The 17,500-nt window shown below is 39.5% G+C and carries 9 protein-coding genes; all 9 read left to right on the forward strand.

The window, feature by feature from the left end; genetic code table 11:
- Positions 1 to 274 precede the first annotated feature (274 nt).
- Positions 275 to 1,768: a xylulokinase gene (locus GJU43_RS09090; protein ID WP_154340457.1), complete on the forward strand. Its 1,494-nt coding sequence runs from the start codon at positions 275 to 277 to the stop codon at positions 1,766 to 1,768.
- A 2-nt stretch (positions 1,769 to 1,770) separates the two neighbouring features.
- On the forward strand, positions 1,771 to 3,093 hold the full coding sequence (gene xylA / locus GJU43_RS09095) for a xylose isomerase (RefSeq protein WP_154340458.1): 1,323 nt from the start codon (positions 1,771 to 1,773) through the stop codon (positions 3,091 to 3,093).
- A gap of 49 nt (positions 3,094 to 3,142) precedes the next feature.
- Positions 3,143 to 6,271, forward strand: coding sequence for a TonB-dependent receptor (locus GJU43_RS09100; RefSeq protein WP_154340459.1), 3,129 nt, complete (start codon positions 3,143 to 3,145; stop codon positions 6,269 to 6,271).
- Between the two features lie 10 nt (positions 6,272 to 6,281).
- Positions 6,282 to 7,853 (forward strand): RagB/SusD family nutrient uptake outer membrane protein, encoded by a 1,572-nt coding sequence (locus GJU43_RS09105; protein WP_229655025.1) that lies wholly within the window; start codon positions 6,282 to 6,284, stop codon positions 7,851 to 7,853.
- Positions 7,854 to 7,875: 22 nt separating this feature from the next.
- Positions 7,876 to 9,246, forward strand: a complete 1,371-nt coding sequence (locus GJU43_RS09110; RefSeq protein ID WP_229655026.1) for a hypothetical protein — start codon at positions 7,876 to 7,878, stop codon at positions 9,244 to 9,246.
- Positions 9,247 to 9,320: 74 nt separating this feature from the next.
- Positions 9,321 to 11,804 carry a glycoside hydrolase family 2 TIM barrel-domain containing protein gene (locus GJU43_RS09115; protein WP_154340461.1) on the forward strand — a complete coding sequence of 828 codons (2,484 nt, stop codon included), beginning with the start codon at positions 9,321 to 9,323 and terminating at the stop codon, positions 11,802 to 11,804.
- Positions 11,805 to 11,810: 6 nt separating this feature from the next.
- Entirely contained in the window at positions 11,811 to 13,403 is a 1,593-nt protein-coding gene (locus GJU43_RS09120; RefSeq protein ID WP_154340462.1) for a glycoside hydrolase, read from the forward strand.
- Between the two features lie 44 nt (positions 13,404 to 13,447).
- Positions 13,448 to 15,685 carry a glycoside hydrolase family 3 C-terminal domain-containing protein gene (locus GJU43_RS09125; protein WP_154340463.1) on the forward strand — a complete coding sequence of 746 codons (2,238 nt, stop codon included), beginning with the start codon at positions 13,448 to 13,450 and terminating at the stop codon, positions 15,683 to 15,685.
- Between the two features lie 194 nt (positions 15,686 to 15,879).
- Positions 15,880 to 17,391, forward strand: coding sequence for a cellulase family glycosylhydrolase (locus GJU43_RS09130; protein ID WP_154340464.1), 1,512 nt, complete (start codon positions 15,880 to 15,882; stop codon positions 17,389 to 17,391).
- Positions 17,392 to 17,500: the final 109 nt, after the last annotated feature.

Below are 17,500 nucleotides of genomic sequence, written 5' to 3' on the forward strand. Positions count from 1 at the left end.
TTTTTTTGTTTAATTTATTAATTCTTAAATGTCTGATTGTCAAATTGCTAATTCGATGTTTTTTCGATAATTTTTATTTCTGTTTGGCTTTCATTTTTAATGTATTAATAAAAATCACTACGCATTAATCGGAATAGCCAAAAAAAATATCTAATATTTTGTTAATACAGAAAAAATGTTTTACACTTGTAGTCAAATTTACCATAAGATAAGTTCAATTTGACTATTAGTTCTTAGGACAACAATAATTCTTTAATTAAATAAAATATAGCTGATGTTATTTTTAGGAATTGATTTAGGAAGCTCCTCTGTAAAACTCTCTGTTTTTGATCCGGAAAAAGGAGCAACCATTGGTGCAGTTAGCGTTCCTGATTTTGAAATGCCAATTATTGCTCCGGAATTTGGGTGGGCGGAACAAGATCCGGAATCCTGGTGGAAGTACGTAAAAGACGGAATCAGGCAATTAGGCTCAAAATCAAATATTGATTTAAAAAAGATTGCCGGAATCGGTATTGCGTATCAAATGCACGGATTGGTTTTGACCGATGAGAATTTAAATCCGGTTCGTTCTTCGATTATCTGGTGCGATAGCCGTGCGGCAATTATCGGGGATGAAATTTACGCTAAAATCGGTGCTGAGAATTGTCAGCGACAAATTTTAGGGAGTCCGGGAAATTTTACTGCTTCCAAATTGAAATGGGTAAAAGATAATGAGCCAAAGGTTTTTGAAAAAGCAAAATACATGATGCTTCCAGGCGATTTTATTGCTGCGAAATTATCAAAAACGGCACAAATCAGTACTTCAGGATTGTCCGAAGCGGCTTTATGGAACTTCTCGGAAGGAAAATTAGCTACAGAAATTCTGTCTCAGATGGGATTATCGGAAGCCATTGTTCCTGAAATTGTTTCTAATTTCGGCATTCAGGCGACTGTTTACACTGAAATTGCTCAGGAATTGGGATTAAATTCAGCGGTACAAATAACGTATCGCGCGGGAGACCAGCCCAACAATGCATTATCACTGAATGTTTTGAAACCCGGTGAAATTGCCACCACAGCCGGAACTTCGGCAGTAGTTTATGCCGTGAGTGATCAGGATACTTACGACAAACAAAACAGAATCAATACTTTTTTACACGTCAATAATACAGAAGCCGAAAAACGCAACGGTGTAATGTTGTGTATTAACGGTTCCGGAATTTTATACCAGTGGTTGCGAAAAATCATGTCGGTAGACAAGGCCGAACTGATTGCTTACGAAACATTAAATGCCGAGGCCGCAAAGGTAGAAGCCGGAAGCAACGGACTTCGTTTTTACCCTTTCGGAAATGGGGTGGAACGTATTTTTAATAATAAAAATGCAACTTCGGGAATTCAGAATTTAAACTTCAATATCCATCAGCCCTCTCATTTAGTGCGCGCGGCCTGCGAAGGAATCGTGTTTGCCATGAACTACGGTTTTGATGTCATGAAAGAAGTAGGCGTTTCCGGAACTGTGGTAAGAGCCGGAAATTCAAACCTGTTTTTAAGTCCGGTTTTCAGGGAAATCTTTACCAATACCACACAAACTACTTTAGAATTATACAATACTTCGGGAGCTGAAGGTGCCGCGAGAGGCGCTGCTTACGGTTACGGATATTACAGTTCACTGGAAGAAGCTTTTCAGGGATTGCAATGTCTGGATCGAATTGAACCCAATAAAATCCTGACTACTCAATATCAGGATTTATATCAGGAATGGAAAAATCATATTAAAATCGAACAATAGTAATGAGCACAACAAAACAAACTTATTTCAAAAACATAGACACGATTAAATTCGAAGGAAGAGAAAGTGATAACCCGTTAGCGTTTAAATGGTACGATGAAAATCGTGTCGTTGCAGGTAAAACCTTAAAAGAACATTTGCGTTTTTCAATGGCTTACTGGCATACGCTATGTAATACGGGAGGCGATCCGTTCGGTGCTTCGACGGAAACTTTTTCATGGGATAAAAATGAAAATGCAATTCTAAGAGCGAAAGATAAAATGGATGCGGCTTTTGAATTTATGACCAAGCTGGGTTTGCCTTATTATTGTTTTCATGATGTTGATGTGGTGGATGATGCGCCGACTCTGGCAGAATTTGAAACCCGTATTCAGACTATGGTTGAATATGCGAAACAGAAGCAACAGGAATCCGGAATTAAATTGTTGTGGGGAACTTCAAACTTATTCAGCAATCCCCGCTACATGAATGGTGCCGCAACGAATCCGAACTTTGATGTTTTGGCTTATGCAGGTGCCCAGGCAAAAATTGCAATCGATGCTACTATTGCCTTAGGCGGTGAAAATTATGTTTTCTGGGGAGGCCGTGAAGGATATATGAGCCTTTTGAATACAGACATGAAAAGAGAACTGGACCACTTGGGGAGGTTTTTAAATACGTGTAAAGATTATGCCCGCAAAGAAGGTTTCAAGGGAAACTTTTTAATCGAACCAAAACCAATGGAACCGACCAAGCATCAATATGATTTTGATGCAGCGACTTCATTGGGATTCATTACTAAATACGGACTTCAAAACGATTTCAAATTAAATCTTGAAGTCAACCATGCCACACTTGCTGGACATTCTTTCGAGCATGAATTGCAGGTTGCCGTTGATGCCGGAATGTTAGGAAGCATTGATGCCAACAGGGGGGATTATCAAAATGGCTGGGACACCGATCAGTTCCCTATTAATCTTCAGGAAGTTACCCAGGCGATGCTGGTTATCCTTGAAGGTGGCGGAATTCAGGGTGGCGGCGTAAACTTTGATGCCAAAGTGAGAAGAAATTCGATCGATTTAGAAGATAAATTCATCGCACACATTTCAGGAATGGATGTTTTTGCAAGAGGATTAATCTGTGCCGATCATATTTTACAAAATACAGATTACAGAAAATTACGCACGCAGCGTTACAGTTCGTTTGACAGTGGTAACGGAGCGAAGTTCGAAAACGGAGAATTATCTCTGGAAGATCTGAGCAAAATTGCCCGTGCAAATGGGGAACCTCAGCCCTTGAGCGGCAGACAGGAATTATTCGAACAGATTATTTCGAATGCATACTAAATTAAATTATAAGGTAACTAACTATAAATTTAACCAATTCTTAATTATTATGAAAAGCAAATATTGTATAAAAACAACAATGCTTCCGTTTTGTATGGCACTGCTGCTAAGTGTCTTTACATTACAATCTGGTTTTGCACAGGAGCAATCGCAGGTCGTAAGTGGAAATGTAAAATCGGCAGAAGACGGTATGGGCGTTCCGGGTGCTACGGTTGGAATTGAGGGAACCAAAACGGCAACCTCGACAGATTTTGACGGGAACTTTAAACTGGAAGCAAAAACGGGTAACGTACTTGTCATCAGTTTTATGGGATTTAAAACGCAACGTATCACTGTTGGAACCCAGAAAACAATTACGGTTACTTTGCAAACAGAAGCGGCAGACCTTAAGGAGGTTGTCGTAATTGGGTATGGTTCACAGAAAAAAACACTGGTAACAAATGCTGTTACTCAGGTTAGTGGAGAAAATCTTGCCAGAACAAATACTACAAATGCACTACAAGCTCTTCAGGGTCAGGCTGCGGGAATCCAGATTACGTCTACTTCAGGGCAACCGGGAGAGGGATTAAATGTGGTGATCAGAGGTGTGGGTTCAACAGCAGGAAGCAGTCCGCTATATGTGGTAGACGGAATCCTTACAAGTGATATTTCCTATTTGAGCAATTCAGATATAGAATCTATTTCTGTATTAAAAGATGCTGCGTCTGCTGCTATTTATGGTTCGCAGGCCTCTAATGGAGTTGTTTTGGTTACCACCAAAAAGGGTAAGAAAGGGGCTGCAGGACAAATGACTTTCGATCAGTATTACGGTGTTCAATCGGTAGCCAGAAAGGTAGATTTACTGGATGCTAAAGAATATGCCACGATCTTAAATGAAGCTGCCGTAAATTCTGGTAAAAATCCATACTTTACGAATGCACAAATTGCCGGATTGGGAAAAGGAACCAACTGGATGGATCATATGTTAACGGATAATGCCGCTACTAAAAACTTCTCATTTGGTGCTTCCGGTGGTTCGGATAATTCGGTTTATTCTGCATCCTTGTCTTATTTAGGGCAGGAAGGAGTTGTAGGAGGTAAAGATTTATCGAACTATGAGCGTTATAATTTCAGATTCAATTCAGAACATAAATTATACAAAGATGTAGTGACTTTCGGTCAGAACTTAAGTTTTGCTTACATCAATAAAAACGGAATCGGAGTTGGAAATCAGTACAGCAATTCTTTAAGAAGTGCTTTTCAGGTATCCCCATTATTACCAATGTACGATGCCAATGGTAATTATTACGACAGTACCAAAAACAGTGAGCCGTGGTTGGCAGGTCAGGCAAATCCTTATGCCTTAATGGTGTATAACAATCAGAATGAAAGCAATAACCAAAAATTGCTTGGAAATGTTTACTTACAGATAGAGCCAATAAAAAACTTGACGTTCAAAACTACTTTAGGCCTTGATTATTATGCCGGTGAAGGACATTCGTACTTCCCTAAATATCAATTATCGATCTATGCCAACAGCGCTTTTGATAAAGTAACTCAAAACATGAACAAAGGTAAAACACTTACCTGGGATAATTTATTGACGTATAAGTTTAATGTTGCCGAAACGCACCGTTTTGAGACCATGGTCGGAACATCCTCTATAAATTTTGACGGAACTACGATACAGGCTTCAAATGCAGATTCGTTTTTTAGTGACTTAGAGCATGCCTGGTTAGACAATACGACCAATAAAGACGGCGCCAAAATAGCATTAAATGGTATCAAGCAACAGACCAAAAGAATGTCTTATTTCGGAAGATTAAATTACAGCTTTAAGGAAACGTATTTGTTAAATGCCACTTTCAGAGTTGACGGATCTTCCATTTTTGCGAAGCAGAATGAGTGGGGTTATTTCCCATCCGTTTCCGGAGGCTGGATTGCGTCAAACGAAGAATTTTTAAAAGATTCGAAAGTGATCAACTTCCTTAAATTGAGAGCATCCTGGGGACAAGTAGGAAATCAGAACGCAAGGGCTTTTCAATACTTATCACCCATAAAAGTAAATAATACCAATTATAATTTTGGAGAAGAAGGTGCTCTTACTCCCGGAGCCTACCCAAACAGATTGTCAAATCTGGATTTGAAATGGGAAACTTCAGAGCAGGTTGACCTTGGTCTGGATGCCAGATTTTTAGACAATGCCTTAAATCTTACGGTTGATTTTTATCAGAAAACCAACAAAGACTGGTTGATATTAGCGCCTGTTTTGGCAACCGGAGGAGCTGACGCACCATTTATTAACGGAGGAGACGTAGTAAATAAAGGGGTTGAGGTGAGTTTAAATTACCAAAACCATATTGGAGATTTTAAATACAATATTAGTGCAAATGGTGCTTACAACAAAAATACAGTAGGTGCAATACCTACAGCAGACGGAATTATTCATGGATTGCCGAATGAACTTTATGACAATTCAAGTGAATTCTACAGAGCACAAAACGGATATCCGTTAGGATATTTCTGGGGATATAAAACCGGAGGTGTTTTTCAAAACCAGGCGGAAATTAATAATTACAAATCAGCAAACGGCGTAGTATTACAGCCTAATGCAGCTCCCGGGGACCTTATTTATGTAAACACAAACGGAGATGATAAAATTGACGCTACTGATAAAACCAGTATCGGAAATCCTAATCCTGACTTTACTTATGGATTCTCTTTATCAGGTAGCTACAAAGCATTTGACTTTTCGGTTTTGGCGAATGGAGTGGCAGGAAACCAAATTGTACAATCCTACAGAAACCAATCGGGTGCATACGGAAATTATACTTCTGCCATATTAGATCGTTGGCATGGAGAAGGTTCTTCGAACACAACACCAAGAGTAACAGAAGACAACAGAAACTTTACACAGTTTTCAGATTTGTATGTTCAGGATGGAGATTTCTTAAGAATCAGTACGGTAACATTAGGATTTGATTTGGCGAAAATGAAACAATCAAAACCGTTTTTTGCAAGTCAGTTCAGACTTTACTTTTCAGTATTAAATCTGTACACTTTTACAAAGTATAACGGTATGGATCCTGAAATTGGATTTGGTTCTTCAAACGATGACCAAAAATTTTCATCTGGTGTAGATGTTGGATATTATCCACGACCAAGAACATTCATGATGGGATTAAATGTTAAACTTTAATAATAAAAAGATGAAAAATACATATTTATATATTTTCTGTTTGAGTTTATTATCTCTGGGTTCTTGTAGTTTAGAAACAGAGCCGATGACACCAATAGATACAAGTTTTTACAAAACAAAAGAGGATGCTTATGTAGCATTAGTAGGTTGTTATGACGGAATGCAGGTGGCAACAGGTGGTGCAGGAATGGGAGTTCCGGTATTAAGTGAAGTAATGTCTGATGATTGTTTTGGAGGTACCGGAAATTCAGATGGTTACAATTATGCAGCCATAGATGAGTTTGATATTACACGATCTCCTGCAGATGTTGATTTACTGAACACCAACTGGATTGCTTATTACAAAGGAATTTACCGTTGTAATATGTTATTGTCCAAAATGGATCAGATTCAATGGGACGGGGATACTGCCTTAAGAAATACATACGAATCTGAAACTAAATTTATAAGAGCCTATCTGTATTTTGAAATGGCCCGTTTGTGGGGCAGTGTGCCTTTGTTAACAGCACCTTCTTCCGAGAACGTACCACAGGCAACTCCGGAAGAAATTTATAAAGTAATTGCAGAAGATTTAGTATTTGCCTCAAACAATTTGCCTACAGAAGCCTATAATGCGAAACCAAACGGACGCATTACAAAATGGGCAGCAAAATCTTTATTGGGACGCGTTTATTTATATTACACCGGATATTACGGAAAAACGGATTTAGCCGGTGTCGTAACCAAAACTCAGGCCTTAGCACATTTAGAAGATGTTATCGCTTCCAGTGGTCATGGTTTAGTAGCTGATTTTTCTACTTTGTGGCCTGCAGCTTCAGTAGAAAAGTATGCAGGTGAAGCCAATAAAGAATTTGTTTTTTCTATTAAATACACCTATACAAGTGATTATAGCGGAAATACAGACAGTAACCAATGGATGGTCATGTTTGGAATGAGAGAATTCTCCTCTTATCCGTATGGTCGTGGTTGGGGTGTTACCGTAAATTCAAAATTATGGAATGCGTACAGTGCAACAGATACCAGACGTACAGCAAGTATCATCGGAGTTGACGAAGAAAAGATCAAATTTGATAAAAAGAACAGCCAGAGAGAATACACAGGTTACTACAACAAAAAATATTCTCCAATGGTGAATAAAGACGGAGTAGATCTTCCGATTGCTATGGGAAGCCAGTTTTGGGACATCAGTCAATTTCAGGATTATGTAGTGCTAAGATATTCAGACGTTTTACTAATGGCTGCAGAATTGGGAAGCGGAAGTGCTCAGCTTTACTTTGATGAAGTTAGAGAAAGAGCGTACAAAGAAAACTTTGTGGCATTACCGGTAACTCCCGAAAACATTTTGAATGAAAGACGCCTGGAGTTTGCTCTTGAAGGAATAAGATACTATGATTTATTACGTCAGGGTGTTGGAAAAGCTTCAACAACTATTGCAGAAACAACAACTTTGCTAAATGGCGGAGTACCGGCAACAAAAACAATTTCTGCAGGTAAAATTCAGGAAACAAAAGGACTGATACAAATTCCAAATACTCAGATCACATTATCAGGTGGGGTTTTGAAGCAAAATGCGGGTTGGTAATTTTAACTTAAAAGGAAAAGAAATGAAAAATATTAAAGTATTAATGACATCATTTGTGTTGTTAGCAGCATTGCTGATATCCTCTTGTTCTCCGGACACGTATTCTCTCGAAGAGCCAATGGCTAAATCGGATATACATTTTGAAATTACCCAGGATCTTACAGCAGATCCGGGCGGAAATACGGTGATCATGAAAAATACCACTCCCGGAGTGGTTCTGAACTGGGATTACGGTACCGGAAAATCCAGTAAAGCAGTAGAGACCGTAAAATATGCCTTTAAAGGGAATTATACGATTAAGATTTCAGCAGTAACCGATGGCGGTATCGTTGAATTAGATCCGGTAACCATTACAGTTAGTACAGATAACTTAAATTACGTTAATGATCCTTTATGGACTGCATTATCTGGTGGAGTAGGTCATAAAAAATCATGGATCGCTGATAATGGTAAGTATGGTTTAGCTCCGGGTGCGATGTCTTTTGCAGATCCGAACACAGTAGTAGAATGGGGTAAATTTTCTCCAAACTGGGAACCTGCAGGAAATGCCAATTCAAGTACAGATGCAGATATGCACTGGGGAAGATACATGACATTCAGTCTTGACGGAGGACCTTTTATGACCGTTCATGAAGCAAATGGAACAAGTATCGAAAGCGGATCTTATTTCCTTGATATTAATGCTCATACGATAACTACAACAGGAGCAACTATTTTAAGACCGGACAATTACATTGCAAACGCAAGTAACTGGAACACGGATATTAAAGTATTAACACTTACGGATAATCAGTTGCGAATTGCTATTAAGAGAACCAACAGCGAAGGACCATGGTGGTATATCTGGAATTTCGTTTCTAAAGAATATGCAGACAATTATGTTCCTGTAGTTACGGACCCTGTTCTTGACGAAGGTTTCAATCCAACTTTTGCCCCTGGAGAATTGTTGACCATGTTAACAGGAGGAGCTGGTGCAGGAAGAGTATGGAAATTAGATGCAGCAGGTAATCCGGTGGACTGGGTTGGAAAAGGAATAGGATGGACAACAGGACCAGGCAGTTCTTACAACTGGGGATGGAATGATGACTGGGCAGCAATCGCCGGTAATTCCTGGATACGTTTTGATCAGTGGGAAGGTAAGCTGAACTATACCCGCAGCCAAAACGGAGTAGTTACTACAGGTCTATTTACCATAAATGCCACAACCAACGAAATTAATCTTGGAACAAATACATTGCTTCAAAATGCAACCAGCTGGATGAATCCTACTACTAATGTTATTAAAGTAGTGAAAGCCTATAATACAGGATTCCTTCAAAAAGGAATTTGGTTAGGAACATCTTACGATGCGACTAAGGATGAATGGTTTGTTTTCCATTATATTATCCCTTAAAAAATTACAGTTTTTAGTTTAACAATAACCTGAAAGTTTCAACGTTTTCAGGTTATTTTAAAATTTACAATACTATGCTTCAACTCGCTTTATATAAAAAAATAGGATTGCTTTTTGGATGTTTTCTTGTACTGACGGCATGCCATACATCGGGTGATCAAAAGTTTAAGGACCGAAAAGTTTCCTTTAATTCAGATTGGAGCTTTCATTTGAATGATAGTAGTACAGATAAAGATACCATCGGAACTACAACAAATTGGCGGACTTTAAATGTCCCGCACGATTGGAGTATTGAAGGAAAATTTGACGAAAAAAGTCCTGCCGGATACGGAGGCGGATCACTAACCGGAGGGTTAGGCTGGTATAAAAAAACATTCAGAGTTGCGGCGGCTGACAGCAGCAAAGTAATATCCATCATTTTTGACGGGGTTTATAAAAACAGCGAAGTCTGGATAAACGGACATTATTTAGGAAAACGCCCAAACGGGTATATTGGTTTTCAGTATGAGATGTCGCCCTATCTGAAGTACGGAGACAAAAACAACGAAATAATTGTTAAGGTTGACAATTCAAAACAACCCAATTCACGCTGGTATTCAGGTTCCGGAATTTTCAGAAATGTCTGGATCGAAACGACCGACAAACTGCACGTGGGACAATGGGGAACGTACATCACCACTCCAAAAGTTACGGCCGAAAAAGCTTCGGTACAAGTTGAAACTACGATTCAGAATCAATATTCAGAATCAAAAAAAGCAACTGTAACCATTACTATTTTTAAAGAAGACACTAAAGTAACTTCAGTTACTCAAAATATAACAATTGCAGCAAATGCCAATCAAACGATTCAACAGGACGCGCAAGTTGAAACACCAGTTCTATGGTCTGTAGAGAAACCGGAATTGTATACGGCAGTTACGGAAATTTCGCTTGACGGTGCCGTGATCGATTCGTATAAAACCAATTTTGGAATCAGGAATTTTAAATTTGATACCGATAAAGGTTTTATACTGAACGGGAAACAGTTAAAAATCAAAGGCGTTTGCATGCACCATGATTTAGGACCATTAGGTTCGGCAATCAATACCAGAGCGATCGAGCGGCAGTTGGAAATCCTGAAAGAAATGGGTGTAAACGGAATCAGAACTTCGCACAACCCTCCCGCACCGGAGCTTTTGGATCTTTGTGATAAAATGGGTTTCATTGTCATGGATGAAGCTTTTGATATGTGGAAACAAAACAAAACCAAATACGACTATGGCAATGACTGGGACAAATGGCACAAAAAAGATCTGACAGATCAATTACTCCGTGATCGCAACCATCCGAGTATTTTTATATGGAGTATCGGAAATGAAATTCCCGAACAATGGAATGAAAACGGAGTGGCAATTGCAAAAGAGTTAGCCGCCATAACACGTCAATACGATAAAACGCGTCCGATTACAGCAGCCATGAATCCGCCGGTTAATATGAACCTTGACGGGGTGAATCTGCAGTTTGAAAAAGCAGCGGTTCAATACAATAAAATTGCAGCTTCAGGAGCGCTGGATATTATCGGCTACAATTATGCCCATCAAACCTATGAATATCATAAAAAGAATTTTCCTGGAATTCCTTTTATTGCGACAGAAACCACTTCAGGTTTGCAAACCCGTGGCTATTATGACGCTGTTTCAGACACTATTAAAAAATGGCCGGTAAGATGGGATCTTAAATTTACGGGCGGAAATCCGGGAAATACCGTTTCGGCTTATGATCAGGTACAGGCACCCTGGGGTTCTACACACGAAGCCACCTGGAAAGTCATCAAAAAATACGATTTCCTTTCGGGCATGTACATCTGGACCGGATTTGATTATATCGGAGAGCCAACGCCGTACGAATGGCCATCTGTCAGTTCGTATTTCGGAATTGTAGATTTAGCAGGGTTCCCAAAAGATGTGTATTATATGTACCAAAGCGAATGGACAGACAAAACCGTGCTGCATATCCTGCCACACTGGAACTGGAAAGCAGGACAAAATGTGGATGTCTGGGCATACTACAATAAAGCAGATGAGGTTGAACTTTTCCTAAACGGAAAATCAGTCGGAATCAGAAGTAAAAAAGGAGAAGATTTGCATGTGATGTGGAGAATTCCGTTTCAGCCCGGAACACTAAAAGCAGTTTCGCGTAAAAACGGGAAAATTGTTTTAGAAACGGAAATCAAAACAGCCGGAAATCCAGCCAACTTAAAATTAACGGCAGACCGAAGTACCATTAATGCCGACGGAAATGATTTGTCATTTGTAACCGTAGATATTTTGGACGAAAAAGGAGTTTTGGCACCAAATGCAAACAACGAAATCAATTTCTCCCTAAAAGGAAACGGAAAAATTGTGGGTGTCTGCAGCGGAGATCCGGTAAGTCATGAATCGTATAAAGGAACAAAGCATACGGCACTGAACGGAAAATGCCTGGTCGTAATTCAGTCCGGTAATGAAACCGGAAGATTAGAACTAACCGCCAAGGCAAACGGATTGAAACCGGCAACAATTGTAATCACGGCAGAATAAAAACCTATGAAAAGAAATGTAATACTGCTCTTTATTTTCATAAGTCTGATCAATAGCCCATTGTTCGGACAAAATTCAGCTGCTCAGAAAGCTGCTGAAGACCGGATTATAAAAGTCGATTATACTAAATCGGCAGGAGCTTTTAATACCATGTTTAAAGAATGCGTCGGAGCCGGAAGAGCAAATGAAGGATTACGCGCAGACTGGCAGCAGCAACTCGCAATGCTGAAAAAAGATTGTGATTTTAAATACATCAGAATGCACGGTTTATTATCAGATGATATGGCGGTTTATTATGAAGATGAAAAAGGAAATTCACAATACAATTATCAGTATGTAGATGCTTTGTTCGATTTTATTGTGAGTATCAAAATGAAACCTTTTGTTGAATTAGGTTTTATGCCTTCAGGTTTAGCCAGCGGAAAGCAGACTATTTTTTGGTGGAAAGGAAATGTTACACCTCCAAAAGATTATAAAAAATGGGAAGACTTTATGCAAAACTTAACAGCGCATTTCACCCAGCGTTACGGAGCGGAAGAAGTGAAGACCTGGTATTTTGAAGTCTGGAATGAACCTAACCTTTCACCGGGATTCTGGACAGGAACCCAGAAAGATTATTTTAAATTATACGAATATGCGGCCCGCGGCATAAAAAGCGTAAATACAGCGTACAAAGTCGGAGGCCCCGCAACAGCAGGAGCAGCATGGGTTCCGGAAACAATTGATTTTTGTGCTAAAAATAAGGTGCCAATCGATTTTATTTCGACCCATTCCTACGGCGTAAAAAGTGGCTATTTAGATGAATTTGGAACTTCGGGAACCATCTTAAATAAAGACGAGACCAGTGTAAGTGGTGATGTTCTGAATTCACGTCAGCAGATTGCAAATTCGGCTAAGCCAAATCTTGAATTGCATTATACAGAATGGAGTTCCTCCTACACACCGGCAGATCCCATTCACGATAGTTATCACTCGGCAGCTTATATTCTGCAGAAACTAAAACAAGTTGGAAATGCCGCAAACTCGATGTCGTATTGGGTTTTTACCGATATCTTCGAAGAGTCAGGCCCGAGATATACACCTTTTCATGGTGGTTTCGGATTGCTGAATCTTCAGGGAATTAAAAAACCGGCTTATTTCTCCTATTCTTTTCTGAATAAGCTAGGGGAAACAGAACTTCAAAATAAAGATACTTCATCATGGGCTTGCAAAAATTCAAAAGGAGATGTTCAGCTTTTATTTTGGGATTTCACCAATACGCATCCCGGAGATACGGTGCTGAATCAAACCTATTACATTCAGGATTTACCAGCTAAAGAAAAAGGAAAGGTAAAAATTGAAGTTGACGGACTACAGAAAGGAAAATACCTTTTAGAGATCTATAAAGTAGGTTATAAAGTAAACGACGCTTACGCAGATTATCTCTCCATGGGAAGACCCAAACAATTAACAGTGGCGCAGGTAAATAAAATCAAAGAGAAAAACAGTGGCGCTTTACTGGCATCAGAAAAAGTAGTAATTGATTCAAAAGGAACTTATACTAAGGATTTCACCATAAATGAAAATGATGTTTTTCTGGTGAATCTTGTAAAACAATAAACGCTTCACTAACGAACACAAAAAACATAATAAATTTACGAACCATGAAAAATAAAATAATATTCCTGTCAGCAGCTTTGGCCTTTACAGCATTTACTTCCTGTAAAAACGAGGCACAAAGTTCAGGTTCTGATTCAGCTCAGACAGAAGAATATAAAGGAAAAGAAATAGATACCACACATGACGCCGAAATAGATAAGCTGATTGCTCAAATGACAATCGAAGAAAAAATCGGAATGCTGCACGGTAACAGTATGTTTAGTACCGGTGGCGTAAAACGTCTGGGAATTCCGGAATTAAAAATGGCCGACGGACCTTTGGGAGTTCGTGAAGAAATTTCGCGTGACAATTGGGCACCTGCAGGTTTAACGAACGATTTTGCAACCTATTATCCTGCCGGAGGAGGTTTGGCTGCCACCTGGAATACGGAAATGGCCCATACTTTCGGAAGCAGTTTAGGAGAAGAATTACGCGCCAGAGATAAAGATATGCTGCTTTCGCCAGCCATCAATATGGTAAGAACCCCACTTGGGGGAAGAACCTACGAATACATGTCCGAAGATCCGTTTTTGAATAAAAAAATCGCCGTGCCGTTAATCGTTGGTTTACAGGAAAAAGATGTGATGGCCTGCGTGAAACATTTCGCAGCAAACAATCAGGAAACGAACCGTGATTTCGTCGATGTACAAATTGACGAACGTGCGCTTCGTGAAATTTATTTACCGGCCTTTGAAGCAGCTGTAAAAGAAGGAAAATCATATGGTATCATGGGAGCTTACAACAAGTTCAGAGGCGAATATTTATGTGAAAATGATTATATGCTGAATAAAATTCTTCGTGACGAGTGGGGATTTAAAGGAATTGTAGTTTCAGACTGGGCTGCGGTACATTCAACAGCAAAATCATTGAAAAATGGTCTGGACATTGAAATGGGAACGCCAAAACCTTTCAATGAATTTTTCCTGGCAGACAAATTAATTGCTGCCGTGAAGTCCGGAGAAGTTTCCGAAGCTGAAATTAACCTGCATGTAAAACGTATTTTAAGAATGTTGTTTCAGGTAAAAGCAATGGGTGGCGGCGAACGTGCTAAAGGAAGCATTGCAACAGAAGCACATTACCAGGATGCCTACAAAATCGCAGCAGAAGATATCGTATTGCTTAAAAATGAAAACAATGCACTTCCCTTAAAACTCGATGGTGTAAAATCAATCGCAGTAATCGGAAACAATGCCACGAAGAAAAATGCTTTGGGCGGATTCGGAGCCGGTGTAAAAACCAAAAGAGAAATTACTCCTTTGGAAGGACTGAAAAACAGACTGCCTTCATCCATCAAAATCAATTATGCAGAAGGATATCTTGAGCGTTACGATGAAAAAAACAAAGGAAATTTAGGAAACATTACTTCCAATGGACCGGTTACGATAGACCAGTTAGATCCGGCTAAATTGCAGGAAGCCATTGAAGCCGCTAAAAATTCGGATGTTGCCATCATTTTTGCAGGTTCCAACCGTGATTACGAAACCGAAGCTTCTGACCGCAGAAACTTAAACTTACCATTCGGACAGGAAGAATTAATTCAAAAAGTATTGGCCGTAAACCCAAAGACTATTGTCGTGATGGTGGCCGGAGCGCCTTTCGATATTGATGCGGTAAGCAAAAAAACATCCGCTTTGGTGTGGAGCTGGTTTAACGGTTCTGAAGGTGGAAATGCGTTGGCAGATGTATTACTTGGAAAAGTAAACCCGTCAGGAAAATTACCGTGGACAATGCCTAAAAAAATCATGGATTCTCCTGCACACGCAACCAACAGTTTCCCGGGAGGAAAAACAGTTACTTATGCAGAAGGAATTTTAATAGGATACCGTTGGTTTGATACTAAAAATATCGCACCGTTATATCCTTTCGGATTCGGATTGTCTTACACCACTTTTGCTTTCGATAATGCAAAATCAGATAAGTCAGAATATGCGTTGAACGAAACCATTACCGTTTCGGTTGAGGTAAAAAATACCGGAAAAGTCGACGGTAAAGAAGTCGTACAAGTATATGCTTCTAAAACAGATTCAAAAATTACACGTGCCGCACAGGAATTAAAAGGTTTCCAAAAAACAGCCGTGAAAGCAGGAAGTTCCAATACTGTAACCATCAAAGTTCCGGTGAAAGAACTGGCGTATTATGATGTAACGGCAAAAAAATGGACCGTTGAACCGGGGAAATATATTTTGAAAGTAGGAAATTCTTCGAGAGACATCAAAAAAGAAATTACGGTGACCATTAAGTAAAAATATGGCAGGCGTTTTTAAATCCTATAAGTCATTTTAGGAAATATAAGTATTTCATTTAAGCCAAACTTATATTTCCTTACATTACTTATATGGTTAGTCAGCACCACCACTCAAAAAATGATTTTTAAGAAATGAAATAGAATGGGTTACCTGAGGGTCAGGAGCTCCTTAACTAATTTTTGATTTATAAAATGGAAAAGAGTATAAAAAATTACCTTATTACGGCCCTGCTTTGTATTGTTGTTAGCGGCGTTTTTGCCTGTAGTTCAGAAAAAGACGTACCGGAAAACACCGTTGGAAAAACGCTTACGGTAAATACAAACAAAATAGATTTCGAAGCCAAAGAAAGTGCCGCCAATGTTGTCATTGCGGCAGAAGTTACCTCATGGACCATCAGTGCTTCAGATGCCACGTGGATTCAGCTGAGCAAGACGTCCGGAAGTAAGGGAACCAGTCTGGTAACCATTACAGCTTTAGAAAACAAAACAAAAGACACCAGAACAGCTACAATCAAAATCAGTTCAGCAGAAGCGGCACCTTTACAGGTTTCGGTTTCTCAGGCTGGTGCTGTTACAATCGAGCAGGGACTATATCCAAGTTACAATACCAATCCGATCGCAGCAGATGCTTCAGGTATGAGCAGTACCGCAGTACAACTTGCAGCAAAAATAAAACTGGGCTGGAATATCGGAAATACCATGGAAGCCACCAACGGAGAAACAGCATGGGGGAATCCAAAAGTGACAAAAGCATTAATTGATGCAGTTAAGGCAAATGGATTCAACGCCATCAGAATTCCGTGTTCCTGGAATCAGTATGTAGCCAATACCGCCACAGCACAAATAAAAACGGACTGGTTAAACAGGGTCAAAGAAGTGGTGCAGTATTGTGTGGATAACGATATGTATGTGGTCATTAACATTCACTGGGACGGCGGATGGCTCGAAAATAATATCACTGAAGCCAAAAAAGCAGAAAACAATGCCAAACAAAAGGCATTTTGGGAACAGATAGCAACACACTTCAGAGGATTCGATGAGCATTTGCTTTTTGCCAGTGCCAATGAACCGAATGTTGAAGATGCCACACAAATGGCCGTTTTAACCTCCTATCACCAGACTTTTATCGATGCCGTTCGTGCCACCGGAGGTAAAAATGCCTATCGTACCTTAGTCGTTCAGGGACCGGCAACGGATATTGAAAAAACAAATAAACTGATGCTTAACCTGCCTGTAGATAAGATCCCTAACCGAATGATGGTTGAGGTGCATTATTATTCTCCGTGGAATTTTGCTGGTTTAACCAAAGATGAAAGCTGGGGAAAAATGTTCTATTACTGGGGAACAGGATTTCATTCCACAACAGACACAGAGCGCAATGCTACATGGGGTGAAGAAACGGATGTAGCGAAGAATTTCAAATTGATGAAAACGCAGTTTGTAGATAAAGGAATTCCTGTTTTACTGGGAGAGTTTGGAGCAATCCGCAGAACTTCTTTAACAGGAGATGCTTTGACCTTACATTTGAATGCAAGAGCTTATTACTTAAAAACAGTAGTAAAACAAGCAAAGGCAAATGGATTATTGCCTTTTTACTGGGATGAAGGAAGCACCGGAGACAAGGGTTTTGGAATCTTCAACAGATCCAATAATACGGTTTTCGATACAAAAGCTTTAAACGCATTGATTGAAGGATTGCAATAAAAAATAGTGTACCCCAAAGTTACAGGGATTATCGCAAGGAACGCAGACTATACCCAACTTTGCGGTACTTTGCAACTTTGCGGTAATTTTTTTATGCTTAATTTTAAAT

The organism is Flavobacterium sp. LC2016-23, assembly GCF_009674775.1.
Taxonomy (GTDB): domain Bacteria; phylum Bacteroidota; class Bacteroidia; order Flavobacteriales; family Flavobacteriaceae; genus Flavobacterium.

Bases quoted from the DNA above. Each gene is read 5' to 3' on its own strand.
- GJU43_RS09090 (WP_154340457.1), top strand. From the start codon at position 275: ATGTTATTTTTAGGAATTGATTTAGGAAGCTCCTCTGTAAAACTCTCT.
- xylA (WP_154340458.1), top strand. From the start codon at position 1,771: ATGAGCACAACAAAACAAACTTATTTCAAAAACATAGACACGATTAAA.
- GJU43_RS09100 (WP_154340459.1), top strand. From the start codon at position 3,143: ATGAAAAGCAAATATTGTATAAAAACAACAATGCTTCCGTTTTGTATG.
- GJU43_RS09105 (WP_229655025.1), top strand. From the start codon at position 6,282: ATGAAAAATACATATTTATATATTTTCTGTTTGAGTTTATTATCTCTG.
- GJU43_RS09110 (WP_229655026.1), top strand. From the start codon at position 7,876: ATGAAAAATATTAAAGTATTAATGACATCATTTGTGTTGTTAGCAGCA.
- GJU43_RS09115 (WP_154340461.1), top strand. From the start codon at position 9,321: ATGCTTCAACTCGCTTTATATAAAAAAATAGGATTGCTTTTTGGATGT.
- GJU43_RS09120 (WP_154340462.1), top strand. From the start codon at position 11,811: ATGAAAAGAAATGTAATACTGCTCTTTATTTTCATAAGTCTGATCAAT.
- GJU43_RS09125 (WP_154340463.1), top strand. From the start codon at position 13,448: ATGAAAAATAAAATAATATTCCTGTCAGCAGCTTTGGCCTTTACAGCA.
- GJU43_RS09130 (WP_154340464.1), top strand. From the start codon at position 15,880: ATGGAAAAGAGTATAAAAAATTACCTTATTACGGCCCTGCTTTGTATT.